Origin of the sequence: Actinophytocola xanthii, from assembly GCF_001921205.1 — a bacterium.
GTDB classification, from domain to species: domain Bacteria; phylum Actinomycetota; class Actinomycetes; order Mycobacteriales; family Pseudonocardiaceae; genus Actinophytocola; species Actinophytocola xanthii.
Genome location: NZ_MSIE01000110.1, coordinates 1 through 21,977 on the forward strand (window position 1 = coordinate 1; position 21,977 = coordinate 21,977).

At 68.9% G+C, this 21,977-nt stretch carries 24 protein-coding genes and 1 pseudogene; 6 read left to right on the forward strand and 19 right to left on the reverse strand.

Features of this window, described 5'->3' with window-relative positions; all coding sequences use genetic code 11:
* Window positions 1-96: 96 nt before the first annotated feature.
* Window positions 97-459, reverse strand: a complete 363-nt coding sequence (locus BU204_RS35825; RefSeq protein WP_075130246.1) for a DoxX family protein — start codon at window positions 457-459, stop codon at window positions 97-99.
* Between the two features lie 70 nt (window positions 460-529).
* Complete coding sequence (locus BU204_RS35830; protein ID WP_075130247.1) at window positions 530-1,489, reverse strand: helix-turn-helix transcriptional regulator; 960 nt, start codon at window positions 1,487-1,489, stop codon at window positions 530-532.
* Between the two features lie 93 nt (window positions 1,490-1,582).
* Here BU204_RS35830 and BU204_RS35835 point away from each other — a divergent pair, with 93 nt between their 5' ends.
* Window positions 1,583-2,005 carry a VOC family protein gene (locus BU204_RS35835; protein WP_075130248.1) on the forward strand — a complete coding sequence of 141 codons (423 nt, stop codon included), beginning with the start codon at window positions 1,583-1,585 and terminating at the stop codon, window positions 2,003-2,005.
* Window positions 2,006-2,015: 10 nt separating this feature from the next.
* On the opposite strand, the gene BU204_RS35840 is transcribed toward BU204_RS35835, so the two are convergent.
* Complete coding sequence (locus BU204_RS35840) at window positions 2,016-2,906, reverse strand: helix-turn-helix domain-containing protein (RefSeq protein WP_075130249.1); 891 nt, start codon at window positions 2,904-2,906, stop codon at window positions 2,016-2,018.
* 187 nt (window positions 2,907-3,093) lie between these two features.
* Between BU204_RS35840 and BU204_RS35845 the strand changes: the two genes are divergently transcribed.
* The 3 genes and pseudogenes from BU204_RS35845 (at window position 3,094) to BU204_RS35855 (ending at window position 4,835) form a co-directional block, all read left to right on the forward strand.
* Window positions 3,094-3,954, forward strand: coding sequence for an SDR family NAD(P)-dependent oxidoreductase (locus BU204_RS35845; RefSeq protein WP_075130250.1), 861 nt, complete (start codon window positions 3,094-3,096; stop codon window positions 3,952-3,954).
* A gap of 134 nt (window positions 3,955-4,088) precedes the next feature.
* Window positions 4,089-4,556, forward strand: a pseudogene (locus BU204_RS35850) (hypothetical protein).
* A gap of 3 nt (window positions 4,557-4,559) precedes the next feature.
* Complete coding sequence (locus BU204_RS35855) at window positions 4,560-4,835, forward strand: DUF3817 domain-containing protein (protein WP_075130251.1); 276 nt, start codon at window positions 4,560-4,562, stop codon at window positions 4,833-4,835.
* 11 nt (window positions 4,836-4,846) lie between these two features.
* Here BU204_RS35855 and BU204_RS35860 read toward each other — a convergent pair whose 3' ends face one another.
* Both BU204_RS35860 and BU204_RS35865 read right to left on the reverse strand, forming a co-directional pair.
* The gene (locus BU204_RS35860) at window positions 4,847-5,143 is read right to left on the reverse strand and encodes a hypothetical protein (RefSeq protein WP_075130252.1); all 297 of its coding nucleotides are present in this window, start codon (window positions 5,141-5,143) and stop codon (window positions 4,847-4,849) included.
* Window positions 5,144-5,245: 102 nt separating this feature from the next.
* Window positions 5,246-5,785: a CGNR zinc finger domain-containing protein gene (locus tag BU204_RS35865; protein WP_075130253.1), complete on the reverse strand. Its 540-nt coding sequence runs from the start codon at window positions 5,783-5,785 to the stop codon at window positions 5,246-5,248.
* A 98-nt stretch (window positions 5,786-5,883) separates the two neighbouring features.
* Between BU204_RS35865 and BU204_RS35870 the strand changes: the two genes are divergently transcribed.
* Window positions 5,884-6,963, forward strand: coding sequence for an epoxide hydrolase family protein (locus BU204_RS35870; RefSeq protein ID WP_233161014.1), 1,080 nt, complete (start codon window positions 5,884-5,886; stop codon window positions 6,961-6,963).
* 26 nt (window positions 6,964-6,989) lie between these two features.
* Here BU204_RS35870 and BU204_RS35875 read toward each other — a convergent pair whose 3' ends face one another.
* The 3 genes from BU204_RS35875 to BU204_RS35885 form a co-directional block, all read right to left on the reverse strand.
* Window positions 6,990-7,511 (reverse strand): hypothetical protein, encoded by a 522-nt coding sequence (locus BU204_RS35875; RefSeq protein WP_075130254.1) that lies wholly within the window; start codon window positions 7,509-7,511, stop codon window positions 6,990-6,992.
* Window positions 7,512-7,577: 66 nt separating this feature from the next.
* Entirely contained in the window at window positions 7,578-7,817 is a 240-nt protein-coding gene (locus BU204_RS35880) for a hypothetical protein (RefSeq protein ID WP_075130255.1), read from the reverse strand.
* A gap of 69 nt (window positions 7,818-7,886) precedes the next feature.
* Window positions 7,887-8,936 carry a hypothetical protein gene (locus tag BU204_RS35885; RefSeq protein ID WP_075130256.1) on the reverse strand — a complete coding sequence of 350 codons (1,050 nt, stop codon included), beginning with the start codon at window positions 8,934-8,936 and terminating at the stop codon, window positions 7,887-7,889.
* A 63-nt stretch (window positions 8,937-8,999) separates the two neighbouring features.
* On the opposite strand from BU204_RS35885, the gene BU204_RS35890 reads away from it, so the two are divergent.
* Window positions 9,000-10,037, forward strand: a complete 1,038-nt coding sequence (locus BU204_RS35890; RefSeq protein WP_075130257.1) for a HEAT repeat domain-containing protein — start codon at window positions 9,000-9,002, stop codon at window positions 10,035-10,037.
* A 36-nt stretch (window positions 10,038-10,073) separates the two neighbouring features.
* Here the strand turns inward: BU204_RS35890 and BU204_RS35895 are convergent, their stop codons facing one another.
* The 11 genes from BU204_RS35895 to BU204_RS35945 are packed head-to-tail and all read right to left on the reverse strand — an operon-like array spanning window position 10,074 to window position 21,057.
* Window positions 10,074-11,279 carry a polysaccharide pyruvyl transferase family protein gene (locus BU204_RS35895; RefSeq protein ID WP_075130258.1) on the reverse strand — a complete coding sequence of 402 codons (1,206 nt, stop codon included), beginning with the start codon at window positions 11,277-11,279 and terminating at the stop codon, window positions 10,074-10,076.
* Window positions 11,276-14,470, reverse strand: coding sequence for a hypothetical protein (locus BU204_RS35900; RefSeq protein WP_075130259.1), 3,195 nt, complete (start codon window positions 14,468-14,470; stop codon window positions 11,276-11,278). The genes BU204_RS35895 and BU204_RS35900 overlap by 4 nt, the downstream gene beginning before the upstream one ends.
* Before the next feature lie 16 nt (window positions 14,471-14,486).
* Entirely contained in the window at window positions 14,487-14,993 is a 507-nt protein-coding gene (locus BU204_RS35905; RefSeq protein WP_083661941.1) for an Hpt domain-containing protein, read from the reverse strand.
* Entirely contained in the window at window positions 14,993-15,364 is a 372-nt protein-coding gene (locus tag BU204_RS35910; protein WP_075130261.1) for a response regulator, read from the reverse strand. Before BU204_RS35910 ends, BU204_RS35905 begins: the two co-directional genes overlap by 1 nt.
* A complete protein-coding gene (locus BU204_RS35915; protein WP_075130262.1) occupies window positions 15,364-15,738 on the reverse strand; it encodes an STAS domain-containing protein in 375 nt (124 codons plus the stop codon). Before BU204_RS35915 ends, BU204_RS35910 begins: the two co-directional genes overlap by 1 nt.
* Window positions 15,725-16,156 carry an ATP-binding protein gene (locus BU204_RS35920; RefSeq protein ID WP_083661942.1) on the reverse strand — a complete coding sequence of 144 codons (432 nt, stop codon included), beginning with the start codon at window positions 16,154-16,156 and terminating at the stop codon, window positions 15,725-15,727. Before BU204_RS35920 ends, BU204_RS35915 begins: the two co-directional genes overlap by 14 nt.
* Complete coding sequence (locus BU204_RS35925; protein ID WP_075130264.1) at window positions 16,153-17,550, reverse strand: PP2C family protein-serine/threonine phosphatase; 1,398 nt, start codon at window positions 17,548-17,550, stop codon at window positions 16,153-16,155. Before BU204_RS35925 ends, BU204_RS35920 begins: the two co-directional genes overlap by 4 nt.
* Complete coding sequence (locus BU204_RS35930) at window positions 17,547-17,870, reverse strand: STAS domain-containing protein (protein WP_075130265.1); 324 nt, start codon at window positions 17,868-17,870, stop codon at window positions 17,547-17,549. Before BU204_RS35930 ends, BU204_RS35925 begins: the two co-directional genes overlap by 4 nt.
* A gap of 36 nt (window positions 17,871-17,906) precedes the next feature.
* On the reverse strand, window positions 17,907-18,713 hold the full coding sequence (locus tag BU204_RS40465; protein ID WP_158073565.1) for a dolichyl-phosphate beta-glucosyltransferase: 807 nt from the start codon (window positions 18,711-18,713) through the stop codon (window positions 17,907-17,909).
* Window positions 18,710-19,936 carry an MATE family efflux transporter gene (locus BU204_RS40470; protein WP_075130266.1) on the reverse strand — a complete coding sequence of 409 codons (1,227 nt, stop codon included), beginning with the start codon at window positions 19,934-19,936 and terminating at the stop codon, window positions 18,710-18,712. Before BU204_RS40470 ends, BU204_RS40465 begins: the two co-directional genes overlap by 4 nt.
* 56 nt (window positions 19,937-19,992) lie before the next feature.
* Window positions 19,993-21,057 (reverse strand): glycosyltransferase, encoded by a 1,065-nt coding sequence (locus BU204_RS35945; protein ID WP_198943101.1) that lies wholly within the window; start codon window positions 21,055-21,057, stop codon window positions 19,993-19,995.
* Between the last annotated feature and the right edge of the window lie 920 nt (window positions 21,058-21,977).

The following is a 21,977-nucleotide window of genomic DNA, read 5'->3' on the forward strand; positions in this document are numbered from 1 at the left end:
CCCCTGGACACCCCGGCGACCAGCTGCCGATACCACCCCCACCCAAGCCGGCCAGGAAGCCCCGCTCGAACAGCCTCGGAATCTTCTCCGCGCAGGTCACGCCCACCCGGCGGCCAGCCAGACGGCGCCGGCGGCCGCGAGGAGGAGCCCGATGTTCAGAGCGATCTGCCGGTCACCGCGACGCAGGTGGACCGCGGTCGCCCCGAGTTGCAGGAGGACGAACCCGACGGCCGCGGCCAGGGCCAGCCACGGCGCGATGCCGGTCAGCGGTGGCAGGACCAGCCCGATCGCGCCCAGCACCTCCAGGGTGCCGATGGTCCTGACCACCGGCATCGGCGTGCTGTCCACCCAGGCCATCATGGGCTGGAGCTGCTCGCGGGTTCGGAGCACCTTGATCCCGCCGGCATACCCGTAGAACAGGGCCAACAGCCCGGCGACGATCCAGTACGCGACGTTCATGCTTCGATTCCACGGCTCCGCGCCGCTCCCCGTCCAAGACCGGTTCTGGAGGGCCGATACCCGACGGGTATCACCGCAGCGTGCGGGCCGCCGCCGAGGCGAAGCGACGGGCAAGGTGTGCGAAGGCGTCCCTGAGCTCGGTCGGCCCGACGACCTCGATGTCGGCGTCGAACCGGCCGACGGCGCTGGCCAGGGCCGGCCACGACCACGACCCCAGGACCAGGCGGCAGCGGTCTGGACCGAGGGCCTCGACGACCCCGTCACCGACGAACGGGGACACCTCGGCGGCGGGCAGGTCGAGGATCACCTCGCCGCGGCAGGGCCAGCCACCCGAGCCGTCGGAACCGGAGAACCTGCTGGCGACGAAGGTCGCGATCCCGCCGGGAACGTCCCGTGGGTCGAACCGGGGCCCGGTCGGGATGCGCGGCGTGATCCGGTCGGCGCGGAAGGTGCGCCAGTCGTCGCGGTCGAGGTCCCAGGCGACGAGGTACCAACGGCCGCCCCAGCTGACCAGGTGATGGGGCTCGACGCGCCGCGGGGGACCCGGGGTCGCGGCGGCGTAGTCGAACCGCAGCACCTCGCGGGCGTGGACGGCGCCAGCGATGGCCAGCAGCACGGCACTGTCGGTCTGGGGGGTCGCGGACCGGTGGACCGGCGTGACCTGAAAGGTGTCGATGCGGTGGCGCAGCCGCGCGGGCATCACCTGCCGAACGGTGTTCAGCGCCCGCGCCGCCGCCTCCTCGATGCCGGCGCCTGTCGTCGTGGCGAGCTGGAGTGCCACGGCCAGGGCAACCGCCTGCTCGTCGTCGAACAGCAGCGGCGGCAGCTGCGTGCCGGCGCCGAGGCGGTACCCCCCGTCCGGGCCCTTGGCGGTCACGATCGGGTAGCCGAGCTCCCGCAGCCGGTCGACGTCGCGGCGGACGGTACGCGGGCTGACCCCGAGTCGCTCGGCCAACAGCGCCCCCGGCCAGTCCCGGCGCGCCTGCAACAACGACAGCAGTGCCAGCAGTCGGGCTGAGGTCTTCGGCATGGTCTCATCCTGCCCGAAGAAGAGGACACACCCTGGCCACTTCTACTGCGACTGTTGGTCCAGGCAGACACCACGTCGAACAAGGAGTGCCCTGTGTCCCTCACGACCACGACCCACCTGAACTTCCGCGGCGACGCACGCGCGGCACTGGAGCACTACCAGTCCGTGTTCGGCGGACACCTCGCCGTCGTCACCTACTCCGACGCCGGCAACGTCCAGGAGGAGTCCGAGGCCGACCTGGTGATGTGGGGCCAGGTGCTCGCCGAGAACGGCTTCCACGTCATGGCCTACGACGTGCCGTCAGGGATGGGCTACGACCAGGGGGAGAACTCGTTCTTCCTCTCGGTGCGCGGCGAGACGGTCGAGGAGGTCACCGGCTACTGGGAGAAGCTCGCCGCCGGGGCGACCGTCATCGTCCCACTGGGCCCGGCGAACTGGGCTCTGGCCTACGGGATGGTGCGGGACCGCTACGGCGTCGTCTGGGTCCTCGACGTCGTAGCCAACTACGAGGGGTGACCCGGACAGCTCACTGATCGGTGCCGGCGCCGCGCCGCTGCCGACCATCGACGTCCTCCCCGGACCCCGTCCAGCTCGCGAGCAGATCGAGCGCTCGCCTCGACGGTGACCCCGGCTCGGCCGTGTACACGTACAGGGTGGTGTCGGGGTCCCCGGGAGGGGCGAGCGTCTCGTACTCGACCGTCAGCTCCCCGACGAGCGGGTGGCGGAGCCGCTTCGAGCCGTGGGTGCGCTGGTGGACACGGTGCTGTTCCCACCACCTGTCGAACTCGCGGCTCCGTTCCCGCAGCTCGCTGACGAGGGCGACGGTCGCGCTGTCGTCGGGGTCGCGGCCCACCTCGAAGCGCAGGCTCTCGACCGCGGCCCGGGCCATCTCCGTCCAGTCCAGGAACAGGGAGCGCGCGTCCTCGTCGAGGAACATCCAGCGGGCGTAGTTGCGGTGCTTGGCGGGCATCCGCTCGAAGTCCCCGAACAGCGCCCTGGCCATCCTGTTGCTGGCCAGGATGTCGGTGCGGCGACCGAGTACGAGCGCGGGCTCACCGTCGAGGGAGTCCAGGAGTTGGTAGAGCCCGGGACGGACGCGCTGCGCGCCGCGGGAGCGTCGTCGAGCCGGCGCGGAGGCCAGCCCGAGGAGATCCTCGAGGTGTGCGCGTCCCGCCGCGTCGAGTTCCAGAGCCCGTCCGATCGCCTCGACCACGGCAGCAGAGGGCATGATGGGCCGGCCTTGCTCGAGGCGGGCGTAGTAGTCGGTGGACACCCCGGCCAGCAGCGCGACCTCCTCGCGCCGCAGGCCTGGTACGCGTCGCACGCGCCCGTCCGGCGGCAACCCGGCCCGTGCCGGGTCGACCTGGCTCCGTGCTCGGCGGAGGAAGTCGGCGAGCTCGCGGTTGGTCCTGGCCATGCACCCGATTGTCACCCAGACCGCCCGGTCGTGAGTGGACCTCCGAGTCCTAGGTTGACCGGTCCTCGGTCGGACAGGGCGCGAGATCGGCGTCCACGGGGGCCTGCCCTGAGCCAGGCTGAACTCAGGCCGGAACCGGGCACCTCCCGGAGCCGGGCTTCCCGTGAATCCCCAGTGGAGGACCACCATGAGCTTTCCCGCTGACCGGGCCGCGACCTGGTTCGTGACCGGAACGTCCCGAGGCCTGGGCCTCGAGCTGGTCACCCAGCTGCTCGACCGGGGCGACAACGTCGCCGCGACGACACGCTCGACCGAGCGGCTGCTGTCCGCTCTCGGTGACCGTGTCGACACCTCCCGGCTGCTCCCGCTCGCCGTCGACCTGCGTGACGAGGAAGCGGTCAGGCAGGGCGTCGCCCACACGACCGCGCGCTTCGGACAACTCGATGTCGTGGTCAACAACGCCGGCTACGGCTTCCTGGCCGCGGTGGAGGAGACCAGCGACCGCGACGTCCGCGACATGCTCGACGTCCAGGTCGTCGGGGTGTGGAACGTGCTGCGTGCCGCCCTGCCGATCCTGCGGGAGCAGCGCAGCGGCCACATCGTCAACGTGTCGTCGATCCTCGGGCTGACCGCGGTCCCGGGGTGGGCGCTCTACTGCGCCGGCAAGTTCGCCCTGGAAGGGCTCAGCGAGGCCCTCGCGGCCGAGGTGGCCGACTTCGGCGTGAAGGTCACCATCGTGGAACCGGGCTACTTCCGCACCGACTTCCTCACCACCGACTCGCTGGCGCTGCCCACCAGCGCGACGGATGCCTACCCGGCCGTCCGCGAGATGACCTCGCAGCACCTGAACCTGCAGGGCAGCCAGCTCGGCGACCCGGTCCGGGGCGCGCGGGCGATCATCGACCAGGTCGTCAGCGGTGGCGGACCGCTGCGCCAACTGCTCGGTTCCGACGCGCACTCCTACGCCAGCGCCAAGGTCGACGCACTCCGCGAGAACGTCGACGCCACCGCGCGGACCGCACCCGGCACCGACTTCCCCGCGGCGTGAGCCTCGGGGGAAGTCCGAACGTGCCGGCGAGAATCCGTTGTGGAATGGCGGTTCCGCCACTGCTGGCCGCCTCCGGTCCTGGCTAGCGTCGCCGCCATGCCAGCACAGGTGCTTCCGGGACCGGGGGTCGCCGGATGACGAAGGTCCTGCTCTCGGTGCACGTGCTCGCCGCCATCGTCGCGATCGGACCGATCACGGTGGCCGCGAGCATGTTCCCCGGCGCTCTCCGGCGTGCGTCGACACCACCCGTCCCCACCCGGGAGGCGGCCGTGCTGCGCGGCCTGCACCGGGTCTGCCGGGTGTACGCGGTCGTCGGCATCGTGGTGCCGGTGTTCGGCCTTGCCACCGCGAGCAGCCTGGGAGTGCTCGGCGATGTCTGGCTGATCGTGTCGATCGTGCTCACCGGGCTGGCCGCGACCGTGCTGGTGCTGCTGATCCTGCCGCGCCAGAGGGAGGCACTGGCCATGGTGGGCACCGCCCCCCGGCCGCTACCCACCCGGCTCCCGGCGCGGCTCGCGATGTAGACCGGCGCGTTCAACCTCCTGTGGGCGACCGTGACGGTCCTGATGATCGTGCGTCCCGGCTCGACGACGGGGGTCTGAGGCGTGGACTCATGGTCGGCGGATTCATGGTCGGCGTTACGCATCGCCGCGGCGGTGGAGGCGCTGTCGTTGCTCGTGTTGTTCGCCAACCTGGCCACGGTGCACGAGCGCGAGGTGTCCTCTCTGGTCGGACCGGTCCACGGCTGCGCGTACCTGCTGGTCGTCGTTCTGGCCTTCCGGCAGCCAGGCACCACGACCCGGATCCGGTTGCTGTCGTGGCTGCCCGGGGTCGGCGGCCTGGTGGTGCTGCCGCCGCTCGCGCGAGCCCGCGCCCGGTAGCGGAGAGTGGTTCAGGCGGGCGTGGCGGTGGGGACGAACACGAAGTACTCGATGTCCAGACCGATCGGGACCCATGCGCAGCGGTAAGCCGGCCAGCGGCCGTTGGCCACCCCTGCCGCACCGGCCGCCTCGCACTCCTCGCAGGAGAAGAAGCGGTGGTTGGTCATGGTCCAGCCCGAGCCGGGGGAGGGGGCGAACCAGCAGGGCGGAAAGTCGGTACGGGCCGCGGACGCGGTGGTGGCGGCCGCGGTCGGCACCGGCAGGAGAACGGCGGCGACGGCCGCCAGAACCAGGGTCAGCGCACGCATGGTCCCAGTGTCGCCAGGCGCGGCGTCCGCACCCAGCCTTCGGCGGCGGTTGGTGACAAACGAGTCCCCGACGACCGCCCGTTCGGTCCAGTGGAGTGTCCGCTACACCGTCGGCTGGCTGGCAGGCCGTCGGTCGTCGTGGCGACGCTCGCGGTAGCTGCGGGTCTTGTGGCGGTTGCCGCAGATCTCCATCGTGCACCAGCGACCGCGGCCGTTGCGTGACACGTCGTAGAACGCCCAGCGACAGTCCGGCGCGGCGCAGAGCTTGACTCGTGTCCAGTCGCCCCTGGCGACGCTGGTCGCCACTGTCTCCACGATGGCGTCCAGCCAGGGCCTGCCGGACGTGGCCGCGATGCGCAGCCCGCCCGATGTGTCCGGCACGAGCCGCAGGGGGTAGTCCCGCAGGGCCTCGGCGTCGGCGACCAGTGCCTTTCGGAGCGCCGTGCGCAGTGCGACGGCGCCCTCCACGTCCGTCCTGCGCAACGGGGTGTCCTCCGACCTGAGCTCATGGGCCGCCAGCCAGTCCGCCAACGCCTGGGGAGAGGTCAGCCGCTCGCCGGGGACGTGGCTTCTCCCGTGCCGCGTGAACGTCCGTTCGTCGACCGTGTTGAGAAAGTCCTCGATCACCTGCAACGGCACCACGACACCACTGTATCAGGATGATGGTGTTGCGCGTTGGTGACACCGTTGTTAGGTTTTGTTGGTGTCTCTGTACGGACCGATCCAGAATGGAGAGTCTGGTGACCACTGCCGTGCCTGAAGCCGTCCGGACAGCCGAGCTGGAGGACCTGCGCGCCCGGTTGCGGGCCTACCGCCGGGTGGCGCTGCCGCCGGGACTCGGATGGGAGCGTGGCGTCGACGGCGACTTCCTGGCTGAGCTCATCGCCTACTGGGCCGAGCACTATGACTGGCGGGTGCACGAGGCGCCGATTCGCGCACTGCCGTGGACGCTGGGCACCGTCCCTCTTCGACTGATCCACCAGCGCGGCGCGGCTCGTGCCGTTCCCGTCCTGCTCCTGCACGGCTGGCCGGACTCCGTGCTGCGGTTCGAGAAAGTCCTGCCCCTCCTGTCGGAGCTGAACGTCGTCGTCCCGGCCCTGCCGGGCTTCCCGTTCGCGGCCCCGGTCGCCGGCGGTGGCATGTCGGCCGCGGCCATGGCGGAGCTGGTGGCTGCCGCGATGGCGGAGTTGGGCTACGACCGCTACGTCGTCTCCGCTGGTGACATTGGGTGCAATGTCGCCGAGGTGCTGGCCGCGGCGCACCCCGACAAGGTCGCCGCCCTTCATCTGACCGACGTGTCCCAGTACCGGTTCCTGGTCGACCCGCCGGACGACCTGTCCGAAGCCGAGCAGGCCTACGTGCGCTACGGGCACCGCTGGCAGGCCGAGGAAGGTGGCTACATGCGGGAGCAGGCGACCAAGCCGCACACGTTGGCGGTGGGACTCGGCGACTCGCCGGCGGGGTTGGCCGCCTGGCTCGTGGAGAAGCTGCGCACGTGGACGGACTGCGGAGGCGACGTCACGACGGTGTTCACCCACGACGAGCTGCTGACCTGGATCACGGCGTACTGGGTCAGCGGCGCGATCGGCACGTCGTTCACCCCGTACGCGGAAGCCGGTCCCCGGCCGCGAGAGCGGATCACCGTACCCACGGCGTTCACGATGTTCCCCAAGGACCTCGTCAACGCGCCACGGGAGTTCGCGGCGCGCTTCTTCGACGTGCGGTCGTGGGTGGAGGAGGCCAGCGGTGGCCACTTCGCGGCGTGGGAGTGCCCGGAGCGGTACGTCGCCGGAGTTCGCGCCGCCGTGTCCCTCGTCTGAAACGGCGGACGTGGCTCACAGCCGGGTCAGGGCCGCGGTACGTTCTCGGAGCCGTTCAGGAGGACCGAGAAGATCCCCAGGGCGCCGGTGCGGAAGGCCACCGACAGGGCGTATCCGATCGCGGCGTCGGCCGGCTGCGCGTCGTCGGGCTCGGCCTGCCAGTACACCGTGAACGTGCCGTCGCCGGCCATGGAGAACGACGCGATCGTGGCGCCGTCCCGCGTGAGCTGGGTGTCGTGATCGTCGTCCGGCATGAACCGGTAGTGCGTTCCGGTGAGGGTCACGTCGACCCGGTACGAGCCCCGGGTCAGCTTTCCCCGGCCAGGTCGCAGCTCGGCCTCGACGCCGCCGACCGACATGGTCAGGTGCTCTGCCTTCCTGGTTCCGATCGGCACGAACGCGGTCAGCTCGGCATCCGCGGCACGCTGGATGACCACCGCGGGAACCCGCTCCCCGGAGACCTCGACCACGCCACGCGCGGCGTCGGTGCGGATCGCCAGCTCGCCGTAGTACGCGTCGTCGACGGTTCGACTGCCGGTGAGTCCCATGCCAACTCGCTTTCCTGATCGAGTTTCCGAGACTACCGCTGCCGGCCCGTGGCGATGGCCGCCGTCCTACTCCCGCTCCTCGTCGAGGGGACTGGTGGAGACGGGGTGCTCCACCAACGCGAGGACCTTGCTGGCCATGAACCGCGCCGTGCGGACCGGTGCACCGGTCCGCGTGACCTCGACGACCTCCACCACCCCCCGACCGACGCTGACCTCCACCCGTCGCCCCGCCCGAGTGGCCTCGACGTCGTAGGTCCGGGTCGTGCCCCCCGCGTCGACCACGATCTCCACTCGGTCGCCCCGCATGGCCACCCCTTTCGACCACCCCATTCTACCGAACACAAGTTCGATAACAAGGTTCCTGCGGAGGTCGGCTCAGCGGGACGGGGACGCGGGAATGTCCTCGACGTCGAGGCGCAACCAGGTGTCGTCGAGGAGAACGTGTAGGCCTTCCCCTCTCCCGGCCACGTCCGCCGAGCTGGGCAGGGTCCGTCCGTCGGGTTGGACCACGCGGTACTCGCCGGTCGGGTGGAACCGGTCGCCGTCCAGGACGCCGACCACGAGCCGGTCGTGGTCGGGGCCGTAGCCGCCGAACAGCGCGATCCGTGAGCCGGCCACGGCGAGAGTCCGCGCCCCCTCGATCCCGTTGTGCCATCCGGTCACGGTGTCGTTCTGGATGCGGACGATGGGGAAGTCCATGTAGTAGCAGGCCCATGCCGTGTCACCATCGACGTTGAGCGCGTAGCAGTCGCTGATCCCGCCCCACGCGCCTGCGGCATCCTCGGAGAAGCGCCATTCCTGGGTGAGGGCGGCGGAGAACCGGGCCAGCCCGCACGCTCCCAGGGGCGGATCGCTGCCCGGCTCCCCCCAGCCGAAGTTTCCGTAGACCCCTTCGTCGAAGTAGCCCACCCAGGTCTCGCCTCGCCGGGTGGTCTGGACGTGCTCGATGCCGTCGCCGAGGGTGTGTTCGGCCAGGACGGATCCGTCGGCGTCGTAGACGACGGCGTTGCGATCCGGGCCGTCCGGCCGCCACCGGCACCGGGCGCCCACCACCATTACGTGGCCGTCAGGCAGCGGCTGCACGTCCGGAAAAGCCAGCGAAAGACCGGAAATCCGAGCAGCGACGGCCATGTCCGGGGTGTGCACGGTGACCCGCGCCGCGACGGCCCGCGACGCCCGGGGGTCGGGGAACGCGGCCAAGTCCGGCACTGTCGTCGTGGAGTTCAACGCCGGCACGTCCTCGGCCGCGGACCACAACGCCACAACCTCACCCGAATCACCGACGGAGGCCGACACTCGGACGTCACCCTCCTGTGGCGCGACGAGTCGCGCGTGATGGCGCGCCCGGACCGTCGGCAACGCCATCACCGCCGCACGCCGTGCCGCGTTCTCCCGCTCCCACTGCCGAGCCCAGTCCTCACTCACAGGCGGATCCCATCACACCGTCCTTTCGGCCGTGAGCCGTTGTGGATGCGGCATCATGGTCCGATGCTGGAGGGGCTGGATTCGGTGAACTGGGCCGGGTTGAGGCACGCCTACGGCAAGGCCACCGACGTGCCGGGGCAGATCCGGGCACTGCGCTCGGCGGACTCCCGAGAGCGAGAGGCCGCGTTGGACCAGCTGTTCTTCAACATCATCCACCAGGGGAGCCAGACCGATGCGGCCCCGTACGCGGTGCCGTTCCTGCTGGAGATCCTGGCCGCGCCCGATACCGAGGACCGCGCGAAGGTACTGGAACTGCTGGCCTACCTGGCCACCGGGTACGACCACGAACTGTTGGAGTACGGCTGGCCGTTCGAGGGTCCGGGCGAGACCCACCGCGCCGTTCGAGCGGGAGTTCCGTTGTTCCGCGAGCTGCTGCGGGACGAGGAGCCGGCCGTGCGGATCAGGGCGGCGTACGCGCTGGCGTGGTTTCCCGAGAACGCGGCGGAAAGCCTGCGGTCCCTGGTTCCGCTGCTCGCCGCCGCCGACGAGCTCCTCGTCGCGACCACAACCGTGGCGGTCGGTCTGCTGGGAGGACGGGCCGATGCCGGTCTTGCCGACGAGCGCCCGGTGGTCCGCTGGGCGGCGGCGATCGCCTGTGCCCACGTGGACGGGCAGGAGGCGAGTTCCGCGGCGGTCGATGAGCTGCTCGCCGCCGCCGCCGGCTCGGTGAACCACGTGCGAGGGGTGCCGTTCATGGACGGGGACCTCGACAGCTACGCCGCCGTCGCGCTGCGCAGGGTCGGTGCCCGGCAGGTCGACGCGGGTTTCGACCGACTGCTGACCCGTATCCCCGCCGTGTCGGGCGAGGAAGCGTTGAGCGTGGTGGGCGTCGCGCTCGAGATCGCCTTCCCCCGTGACCTGCCGGGCGGCGGCTACCAGGCGCTGAACCGGCGGCAACGCGGCCTCATCGATCAGCTGGTGCGCTCGCCGGACGTATGGCTCCTCGACGGCGCGCCCTTCGACAGGTTCACCAGCCTCGTCGAGGCCTACCGGCTGCCGGCGAGCAGAGATGCCCTCGCGGACTACACGATGGCGCCCTGACCGGTCTGGTGTGGTGCCACGCCCCGGGGGTGATCGCTATGACCCGTCGGGCCGCTCAGCGGGTCGCCTCCGCCTGGCTTGCGGTCCGGCCATCCATTTCCGTGCCCGGTCGAAGTTGTCCTGCGCCTTCCGTCGCAGGTTCGCATTTGTCTCGCTCACCCGCGCCGCGACGGCCGCTCGCTCCCGAATGAGGTCCGCCATCCTGTCGGCCAGCTCCTCCGCGTCGAAAGGCGCGTTGATGTCGACGCTCCAGCGCTCCAGTCGCAGCATCGCGGCCAGTTCCCTCACCTTCACGTCGTAGGCGAGGGCGAACGGCGGAACGCCGAGGATCGACGCCATCACGATGGCGTGCAGGCGCTCGGCGACGACGATGTCGGACTTCTGGATCACCCGCGCGGCATCGCCAGGCGTGGCGAGCTCGTGTCGCACGAACGGGATCGAGGGGACTCGGGTGGCGAACTCGTCGAGGACCTCGGCGTCGTCGTGTTGCTTGAAACCCGTCTGCATCGGGAGCGAATGCAGCTCGATCGGATGTCGCGCATCGAGGGACTGGAGGGCTCGGGCAAGCCCGGACAGGAACAGTTCCCAGTGTGCCGGGTTCTCGATGTCGAAGTTGAGGTTGAGCGCCACACGCACCCGTCCGGGCGAGGCCGCGGCAGGCTCGGCGTCCGACGAGGCTCGGTCGTCGCCGAGCAGAGACTCGGCGTCGACCGAGAACACCGCATCGGTGGCCAGTCGCGGTTCGACGCCGATCGAGCGACAGAGCGTGAGCGACTTCTCGTCGCGCACCGTCAACTCGTCGACCTGCGAGAGGATCATCCGCGCGAGACGGAGTCCACGCGGCGAGCGCACGGGGCCGACGCCGACGTTGAGCATCGCGATGGGCTTGCGTGCGATGCGACGGGTGAAGGTGACGATCGCGAGGATCATGAGCAACGTCGAGTACCGGTTGCGCCCCGTGCTGGCATACAGCTCCTTGATGATCGAGCCGCCGCCGAAGCACAGCACGTCGCAGCCGGCAAGCGCGCGCAGCAGTCGCGCGCGGTCTGCCGCGGTGTCGATGACCGTCACGGTGAAGCGGCCCGCCAACTGGGCCAGCGTGAAAGCAGGGTCATAGCTGTTGACGACGTAGTGGTGCTGGGTGCCGAGCTGGGTGAGGAACGTCTCGAGCAACAGCTCGTCGCCGATGTTGTGCTGCCCGTGCGTTCCAAGAAAGACGATGCGTCGCGGCCGGCCGGTCATGGCGGTGGCTCCTTTGCTCGGGGCGGTTGTCCACTTCGGTCAGGACGCAGTCGTGCGCGCCAACGCGCGAACAGGCCGCCAAGAGCCAGGAGAAGGAGGGACAGCCCGATGCCCACCCATCTCGAGCCCGTGGCACGTCCCTCGGGCGGTGCGAGGTCCTGCACGTCTGCCGCCGCCAGACTGAGCAGTTCGTCCTCGGTGAGGTTGGCCTGCCCGGATTCGACGACGCGTTCGGAGCACTCCAGCGTGTTCGGATCCGCTATGGGCGTCACGTTCGCCGGCAGTCTCAGAGACTGATAGGACTCTTCCGGAATGAGCATCATGCCCTCGAAGAGCATGGGGTTCGTGTCTGTCTTGTCGATGACGAACGTGTGAGTTCCGGTTGGGGCGTCGACGACGCCGAGGTCCTGGAAGCCGTAGGCGGAGTTGACGGGCAACAACTCGTCCGGTATCGCGCTCTCCAACTGCTCGACGGACATCCCGGAGGTGTCGACGGCGACCCTGTCGTTGTCGTACGCGTCGGCGGCGGGAAACATTGTCACGCCTGGGGACCGCAGCTCCAGGACGCGGTCGTAGGCGAGCGTGGCGGAGGTGACGTGCACGGTGTTCGCGGTGTTGGCCGTGCGCATGAGCACGCGGTACCTTCCTCGCTCGGCGACCTTGACCGGCACGCCGATCTGCGTCGCCCGGGGAAGCCCTATGAAGGACCCACGCAGCGTGCCGAACACCCCAGGGGTGATCATCTCCGTTCGGTTCCACCTGGTGTTCGAAAAGAGCAGGAACGACCGGAACATGGGCGAGAGGTAGTAGTTCGACGCCACCACGTCGGGGTTGAACGCGAACATGCGCGCGTCCGGCCCCGACACGGCCTCCGGGTGTTGGAGCAGGTACAGGTCCAGCGCGGAGGTGCGTTCATCGTCGGTGAGCAACATGGTCTGTTCTTCGCCCAGGACCTGTTCGGGGTCGGCGTACGGCGTGAACTCGAAGGAATAGCACCGGCTCAGGTTGCGCCGGTCGAACACCAGGTCCAGGTAGGTCTGCCAACCGGAGTCCACCAGCAACGTGGGCCGATCGACCCGCGGCTGGTCGGTGATCTCGTAGAGCGCGTAGCTGCGGTTCTCGAAGCGCAGCGCGACGTCGCCGGACAGCCGGGCCAGAGCCGGTTCGACGTAGCTCTCGACATCGGGCAGGTACTCGGCGCCGAGTCCACGGTTGGAACGGATGCGGCGGTTCACGACGAGGTACTTGACCTCGATGTCGCGCGCCACGTTGATCCACCAGTCCTGGCCGTAGTACAGGCCGCGCAGGATGAGGAAGAACTCGAACTTGTTCTTCACGTCGCCGGTGAGCCCGTAGTAGTAGCTCGGCTTGTCGAGGTAGTAGATGAAGAACTTGTCGATGAACTTGCGGTCGACGTTGTTGGCGTCGGCGACGAACTTCGCGGTCTCGGTCGGCGGGAGCACGACCGTCCTGCCTCGGGGGCGCTTGTTGAGCGCCTGTTTCAACTGCTTGAGGTCGCTGAGCGGAAACGGGGAGAGGAAGCCGGCCATGTTGCCCGACCCGAAGACGGTGCGGTAGGCGTCGTTCGACCAGAACGGGGCGAAGAACACGGCGCCGACGCATGCCGTGGCCACCAGCTTGGTCGCCAGCTCGCTCCTGGCGAACCTCACCAGCGCGGCGTTGACCGGCCGTCGCCGCCGGTGCCGCCCCCGCTTCGGTGGATGTGGTGCGCGCGGCCGGCCCTGGCGGAGCACTCTGCCGCTCATCGAGTCGATCAGGTAGGCGATGGTCAACGACATGACCAGCGGTGCCAGCATGAAGAGGATCAGTTGGAAACGATGCGGGAACCGCAGGACCTGGACAACGGTGCTGGCCCCCGTGACGACGAGGTTTCCGAGCTCGGAGTGACTCTCGTTCGCGGCGGTCGCGAGCGCGGCAAGCGAGCGGTGGAAGGTGGGAAGCCACAGGGGTTCGCTGTACCCGACCGTCGCCCACAGGGCGAACACGATGGACACGTAGATCACCCCGCGCAACTGCCGGTGGGATCGCGTGCGGAAGAGCCGGCGTCTCACCGCCGGCACGGCGAGGGGCACGAACAACAGCAGCGTGTAGACCGTGTCCGGATACCGGGGGACCTTCGCCAGGTAGTCGCCGTAGAGAATCTTGTCCATGATGCCGGCGAGGTCCCACGACAGCTCGTGGAGCCACGACACGGAAGCGTCCTGGATGAAGTAGTAGTCGCCGGGAACCGTGTCGGTCAGGTTCGGCACTCCCGCCAGCGCCACGTACTTCACGAACAGTGCGTACGGGACGAGGGTGACCGCCCCGTAGATCGCCGACGCGATCAACGCTCGCCCCGCCGGGGTGGCTTCGAGCCGACGCCACGCACGCAGGCGTCCCTCCCGCCCGGACTCGGCGGCCGGTGTCTGGACAGGATCGGGCAGCGCCTGTCGGCGCACCCGGCGACGGCGCCGGATGCGGTGCCCTGTCTCGCCCAGCAGAAGGGTGAGGACCGTCAGGCCGAGGAAGAGGCTGAAGAGAATGAGGTAGTGGACCGCGGGGTTCAGCAGCGTGGCGACGCTCGCGATCACCATGTACCGTTTCCACGCCCGCCCCGCGAACAACAGGGCGTAGAGCATCCACAACGCTGAGATGGTCATCAGCACCAGGCCCAGGATCAGCGTGTAGAAATGCGTGATCTTGGAATAGACCATGATCAGGTAGATCAGCGACACCGGGAAGAACGTCGCCAGGTAGATCGACTGCGGCGACAGCGACGTGAAGACGCGTTCCGCGAAACGGGCCACGGTCAGATACGCGGCCCAGAACAGCGAAGGGATCACGAGCAGGATCGCGAACGGCAGAACGGGGTAGTAGCGCAGCCACGTCGTCAGGAACGAGTAACGCACCCTGAACTCGTAGCCGTTGACCAGTTCGTTGAACTCACCGGCGGCCTGTTCCAGGAGTTGGCTGCTCGGGTTGAAGAACGGGACCAGTTCGTCGCCAACGATGACCGCCTTGCCCTTCAGCACCGAGGGGATGGCCGTCACCACGTCACGGAAGATCACCAGTGCGGCGACGTAGTAGACCAGTCCGACGAACAGGGCGATGGCCCGCGGGCTCAGCCCGGTGACGCCGCTCGCCCGGACCTGCTCTGCTGCCGGGCTGCCCGAGTCGACGGAAACCTCCACGGGCGGCGCGCACCCGCTACGCCGACGGCCGCGCACGCGTCTCAGCTTCGACCTGACCCACGACGGCTTCGAGCGCGTCACGCAGCGCGGTCAACCGCGTGGGGGCGTCGTCGTCGGAGGACGTCTCGACCGCGAGACAAGCCTCGGCGAGCGCGGTAGCACCGAGGGCCAGACTCGACCCGCGCAGGCGATGAGCGAGGAAACGCAGGTCGCCGGCCTTGCCTTCGGCCGCCGCGCGTTCCAGAAGCAGGAGGTCCTCCGCGCTGCGCTCCACAAAGGCGCGCAGCACCTCCGCCTTCGCCTCCGGGTCCAGCTCGCTCAGCGCGCTGAACAGCCCAGTGGATTCGGCTGCGGGCGCTGGCTTCGGGTTCGGCTCCGCCTCGCGCCGTCCGGGTCGCTCGGCGGCGGACGGTGGTAACGCCCACAGCGAGATTCCGTAGACCGTCGTCAGCACGAACAACGCGACAAACGATCCGCGAAGCCACGAAGGCCGGGACTCGAGAAAGCTCAGCTCTCTCCGCATCAGCCGCTACCCGCGGGGAACAGCCGCCGCAACATGCTGCGCAGCGTCTCCGAGCTGACTGGTTTCGTGAGCTGGCCGGCCAGTCGCCCCGTCACCTCGGTCGGTAGCGACGAGTACCCGATGATGCCGGTGACCAGCACGAACGGCGCCGGACGGGGGCACTGTTCGACCGCGTGGAGAACGTCGATACCGGTACCAGAAGGGAGCTGGAAGTCGGAGATCACGAGGTCGAAGTCCGTAGCGTTCAGGCGCGCGGCGGCCTCCGGCGAGTCCGCTGTCTGCTCGACGGTCCAGTCCAGACCGCGCAGCATGTGGGACAGGACAAGCCGTGACACGGCATCGTCATCCACCACGAGCGCTCGGCGCGGCATCAGGTCGTCTCACGTGCTTGGTCGTCCAGGATCGTGAAGATCTGATCGAACTGCGTCAGCCGGAGAACACGCATGGCGTCGTCGGATGCGGGTCGGATCAGGGAGACCGAGCTCCCCGTGCGAAGGCGATCCTGCCGTGCGCGGACGAGCACGGCCAGTCCGGCGCTGTCGAGGAAGGTGACGTCGGTGAGGTCGAACACCAGGTGCTTGGCGGTGGCGATGTCGGCCCGCGTCATGCGCTCGCGCACTTCCATCGCCTCCACCGCGTCGAACCGCCCGGCGAGAACGATGATCGTGTGGTCCGGGTCCACGTGTCTGACGCTCAGTTGCAGCCGTGAGCGGCCGAAAGCCGCGCCGTCGTCACGCTCCACCATGGTCGTTCCCTAGGTCGATCCGCAGTGCCAGCTCGTTGCCTGACCCGGTGCGGCGGTAGGTGAGCTCGCTCACCAGTGCGCGTGCGATCTTGATGCCGTAGCCGCGCTCCTGCAGCACCCGCTCGGGTGGGCTGGGAACCGCGGCGAGGTCGAACTCCTCGCCGGGATCTCGCACCCAGACCGTCAGCCCGTCGGAGCTGAGGACGAGGCTCAGCTCGATCGTGCTGCCCGGCGGGAGCTGTGCGTGCTCGACGACGTTCATGCACACTTCGTGGACCGCGAGTTCCATGCGGGAGAGCAGTGCGCCCGCCGTTTCCGCGTCGATGTGCTGCATCGCGGTTCGCAGCCAGGGCCCGATCTCCCGAACGGAAAGAGCGTTCGGCGCGAGCCGAAGAGCCGCCCTCGTCACGCCCGTCATGAGGCGACTCCGGGGTGCTTCAGGACAACGAGTGTCGAGTCGTCCGAGGCTTGCGTGCCTGCCGCGAACGCGGCCACCGCCTCGAAGACGGTGTTGCCGATCCGCGACGCCGGCAGCGCGTGGGTGTTCTGGCAGAGCGCGTTGAAGCGGTCGTAGCCGAACATCACGTCCTTCGGATCCGCTTGCTCGACGAGCCCGTCGGAGCCCATGATCAGGCAGTCCTCTCCGCTGAGGGTGAACGTCGAGATCCCGGGAACTCGACGGCGGACGATGCCCATCGGCGGCAGGGATGCGGGGACGGGGTGCGCGAGGCCGTCGTGCACGTAGACCACAGGCGAGTGACCCGCGTTCACAAGGGACACCGCGCCGCTGCCCTCCTCGACCGTTCCCACCGTCAGGGTGATGAAGACGCCGGCATCGTCGAGGTAGTCGAAGAGTTCGTCCTCGATGTGGGTGAAGGCGTCGATGACCGACTCGTTGCGGTGAGCGAGGAAGGTGTTGCGGCAGACGGTGACGGCCCGGGTCATGAGCATCGCGGCTGGTAACCCCTTGCCGGCGACGTCGCCGACCGTGAACCAGATCGCGTCGTTCGCCTGCCCGAACACGTAGAAGTCGCCCCCGGTGAGCGCCGCGGGCGTGGCTCTGGCGAAGATGTCAAGGGTCTCCGACGCCGGGAGTTCGTCGGTGATGACGGACTGCGCGAGGACGGACGCCAGCTCGTGTTCGCGCGCGACGGTGGCACGCGCCTGCTCTCGGCGGTGCAGCTCGTTGAAGGCGAGCACGACCCCGAGCGCCGAGTTGATCGCTTCCACGAGCGGGATGTCCGTTGTCGCGAACGGACGGTCGACCGGGCGGAAGTAGGCCACGTGCCAGGTGGACGTGGTGTCGATGTCGAGGGTGCCGATGATCGCACTGTCGCCGGCGACGGTGCGCAGCAGCTCGTCGGGCGCACGGGCGATGCCCTGGCGTGCTACCTCTGCCCAGGTCTCGAGTTCGGACGTCTCGCCGGCGGCCGCGGCCACCCTGTTCGCCTCCAGGAGTAGCACCGCGGAGGTGTCCGTGAGCACGAGCGCCTTTTCGACCAGCTGGCTGATCGCCTCGTCGCTGGCGAGGCCCCGGAAGTTCACCTTCGCGAGCGCCTTCATGGCGAGCAGCCGGTCCTGGCTCGCGACAAGCGCTTCGGTGAGCGCGACCTGGAGGGACTCGAGGCCGCCGATGGTGTCGCGCACCAGCGCCGCGGCGCGGTGCGCCGCAGCGCTGGAACGGGGTCGCGAGTGCGGGTTGCGCGATGCGAGGGTGAGCAGCAGCTCGATCGCCTCGTCGGCGGAGACCGGCTGGGGGGCATCGGCGTGTTCGGGATGTCCGAGGCGCGACGGTTGTGGAATGAAGGTCACAACGACTCCGCCGACGTCTGCTCGATGGTGAACAGCGGGGCGAGTTCGGTGATCTCGAGAATCACCCGCACCGGGTCGGACACGTCGACCAGGATCACCTCACCGTTCACCGCCCGCGCCGCCTTCTGCAGCCGCACCAGTTCGGACAGTGCCGTCGAGTCCACGAAGGCGACTTGTGCGAGGTCGATGTGCAGCACGGTGAACTCGGCGGTGAGGAGCGGGTGGACGACGTCGCGGAACACCGGTGCCTCGTGGGCGTCGAACCGGCCGACGAGATGCACGACGCGACGCGACGGTTCGAGCTCCGTACGGATGATCACGATTGGGGCTCCTCTCAGAGTCAGCGGATGGGTGGCCTAGGCGCCGAATCGCTCGCTCGGCCGCGCGCGTCGGTATCTGCCGAGAACGCGGTTGAGCCGAATGCGCAGCAGGTCACGCAGGAACTGCATGCTCACCTTGGCGGCATCGACGGTCGATCCCGGCGCGTCGATCCACTCGACCGGTACCTCGGCCACCCGATAGCCGAGGTGACGCGCGAGGTACAGCACCTCCAGGTCGAACGAGAACCCGTTGACGAGCTGTGTGGAGAACAACTCCTGAGCGGCGTCCTTCGTGAAGAGCTTGAACCCGCACTGCGTGTCGGTCACGGTGATCCCGAACCCCCGGGACACCACCGCGCGCAGTCCGCGGCTCAGCACGCGGCGGGTCAGGCTCTTGCCGCTTACTGTCGCCCCCTGTGCCGCGCGCGAGCCGGCCACCACGTCGAATCCCGCGTCGATGAGCGCGGCGAGTCGGTCGAACTGCTCGATCGGAGTGGACTGGTCCGCATCGGCGAACAACACCAGCTTTCCCCGTGCGGCGCACATCCCGCGCCGCACGGCGTTTCCCTTGCCCCTGTTCTCCTCAGCGACCAGCAGTCGAAGGTTGGCGAACCGGAGATCGCGCACGAGGGAGATCGTGGCGTCGGTCGAGCCGTCATCCGCGATGATCAGCTCCCAGGGCTCTCCCCGGGCGCTCATGTGGGTCGCGATCGCGCCGATCGTCGGCAGGATCCGCCACTCCTCGTTGTAGGCCGGAATCACGACGGACACGACAGGCGGGGGTGTGAGCGGTTCGGTCACCCAGGCGCGATAGGCGCGGTAAGCGGACCCTACCTCGGTCACGACATGACCTCCTGAGGAGCGCGGGCGGAGGTTCTCCCACGGTGGGCGAGCGCCCGTGCTCCGAGAACGCCGACCAGCACGGCCATGGCGATCGACTGCACGGCGATCAGCTCCGCCATGTTCCGGTGCCAGATGAGCAGGAGCGCGAGCTGGAGAAGCGAAGCGGACAGGAGGAGCCACGACTCGGTCACCCGGGACTGCGAGAGCCGGTAGCTGGCGACGAGGTTGCCCACGGCGAACAGCGTCGTCATGGCCGCGTACGCGGCCATGGGCACCGACAGGCCGGCGTACGCGGGCCCGAGCACCGAGGCGAGCACGGTCCCACCGACCCAGAGCGCTCCCACAGCGCACGCCGCGCCGATGCCGACCACGGTGAGAATGGCTTTTCGCACCACGGCCAGCGACCCGTGTCCGGCGGCATGCCGCCGCGAGGCGACGGGGAAGACGACGGTCGCCACCGACCATGCGAGGAAGAAGACGGCGCGGCCGACCAGTGCCACCGCGGCGTAGATGCCCGCCTCGGTGGGGGTGAGGAATGCCTTCGCGACGAAGATGTCGCTGTTGTTCACGATGATCTGGCCGATCAGCAGTACCGACACCAGGCCCGCGTAGGCCCGAACCTCGGAAGGGCTGATCCCGGCGCCGGTGCGGTCGCTGCGCGACCTGCTCGCGACGCGCACGACCGCGTAGGTGACCACGAACGACGCCGACAGGGCGACGGTCGCGCCCGACACCCCGCCACCCAGCGACACGATCAGGACACCCAGGCCGACGCGGGTGACCGCCTCCACGACGAAGGACAGCGCGAGGGGGGCGAACATGAGCCGTGCCTGCAGCACACCGCGCTCGACGGCCTGGACCAGCCAGAACGGCACTCCCGCGCCGAGGATCACGAACGGCCACGACGAGGCGGTCTGGAAGATCGTCGACCACCACGGTGCGCCGAACGCGAGCACGAGGCTCGCGATGACGCCGGAGACCAACGCGACGCGGCGAAGCCGTCGAGCCAGGAGGTCCGAGTCCCCGGGGAAGCCCAGTTCGTCCGAGCGGGAGATGAACCGCACCGCCACGAGCTGAAGGCACAGTGCGACCGACGTGAGGGTGAACAGTGTTGTCACCATCAGGTTGGCGTCGGAGAACTCGGCCGGGGTCAGTACCCGGCCGAGAAAGAGGCTCAACAGGTAGTTGCCGGCGTTGGCGACCAACATGGCCACCGCCAGCATGGAGCCTCCGGTCACCAGCGAACGGCCGGAACTCGTCGCGAGACTCCCGGGTGGCCTCATCTCCGGGCCCGACGCTCGAGCAGACGTTCGATGTGGGCGAGGTGCCACTGCACGACCTCGGACATGGGAATTCCCGTCGCCGCTGCGAAGTTGCGGCGGCCAAGCGCGGTCTGCTTCGCGGGGTCGTCGAGCACCTCGGCCAGAGCGTCCGCGAGGCTGACCGGGTCGTCCGGTCTGAAGTAGACGCCGCGAAAACCCTCCTCCTCGATGATGTCGACCAGGTCGCCGATGCGCGGGAGAACGACCGCACGGCCGTACTCACCGGCCTGGTGGAGGACGCCCGAGCTGCCCGTCGTCGACGTGTAGGGAAAGGCCACGACGGACGCTTCGAGAAACAGCTCGGCGACCCGGTCCTCGGCGATGTAGCCGGGGAACTCGACATGCGGGACGTCGGCGTACCTGGCGGCGGCCGCCGCCATGTACCCGCGCGAGTTGGGGCTGTCCGTTCCGGCGAGCACGAGCCGCAGGTCGTCGTAGCCGCGCCGGAGCAACTCCTGGTACGCGGTGACGAGCATGTCAACGGTCTTGTACGTGCCCCACTTGCCGAACGCGGTGATCGTGCGGCGTCCGGGCGGGACGGAGAAGGACGGCGTGGGAACGTCCTCGAAGCTCCCGTGCGGCGCGAGGATCGCGTTTCCGGCTCCGTAGCTCGAACGGAGAAACTCCACGTAGCGGGGGATCGTGAGCGCGACCAGATCCGCGCGGAGCAGGCAGCGCGTGAGCACGCGACCGGCGAAGGTCAGGAATCGTGCGGCGAGCGCGGATCGGGCGAAGCCCGCGTCCTTCATGTCGACGCTGTCGGCCAGGTTGTGGAGCACCAGTAGCGTCGGCACACCCCGAGCGCGCAGTACCCCGGGCACGAGCAGCCCCAGCGCCCCCGGGATCCGTTTGTCGCCGAAGGAGGCGAACTGGAGATTCAGCAGGACGGCGTCCGGCCTGCTTCTCAGGACCTCGCGGGGTACTCGGATCAGGTTCGCCGGGTCGTTGAACCGCCAGCAGGGACGAAAGGAGACCTTCGGCATCGGCGCGGGCTCGCCGGCGTCGGTGAGATCGGTGTACACGACCACCTCGCCGACCTCGGGTTGGCGTGAAAGGTGCCGTACCAGGTGCAGGCCGAACTCGTTCAGACTGTTGCGCCCGGGAGGAAAAGCCGTGACGACGCCGATTCGAAGAGCACGGCGAACAGTTCTGCTCGACGAGCGGTCCGACTGTGCAATTGCCACTATTCCTCCCTTCGCGATATTCCCACGCGATATCTCTGGCCTGGTGATCCTCGTCATCGAGCTTAGAGCATGGTTGCCGGGGCGAGGAGGGCGTGGGAGTCGCGGAGGTAGCGGTCACGTCGAATGTCAAAGTGATGGTTGTCGCACGGTAATTCGCTCGTGCGTTCCGTCGCCTGGTGGTGGTGACGCGGAGTCGCTTAGGTGGTGATGAGGTTCGCGATACGCCAGTTCTGGAAGTCCGCGTCCACCCATTGGGTCGTCTTTTCCACTCGCCCGAGTGATGATCGACACCAACAGGCCAGTCCATGATCGGGAAGGAGGCGAGCGAGTCGAGGTGGACCGCCAGGCGTGCCCGGTGGTCGGCCGTCCTGCCGAGGAAGCGGCAGGAACCGCCGGCAGCCGCAACGAGCGATGTCCACATGGCCGCCGCTGTTTGTCGGATGAATATCTAGGTGGACCGTGTCCGCCATCCAGTTGATTGCGGGGGAGCGTGCACATTTCGAGGAAACTCGAGCCGGCGTCACACCGTTCTGACCTCGTCCGCGGGTACGCCTGGAGCTGGTGGTACCGGCCGGGTGTGGACGCCTGCGTGCCTGACAGCGAGTACTCAGCGGGGAGTAGCACCGGCAGGAGGCGAATGATCGTGAGCTTGCTCGGCACGCTGGCCGTGGTGGGGCCGTTCGTCGTGATGGTCTTTCGGGACCTCGTCATGGCGGCTAGTGCCGCATCAAGCAACGTTGGGTAGGTAATCCGGGCGG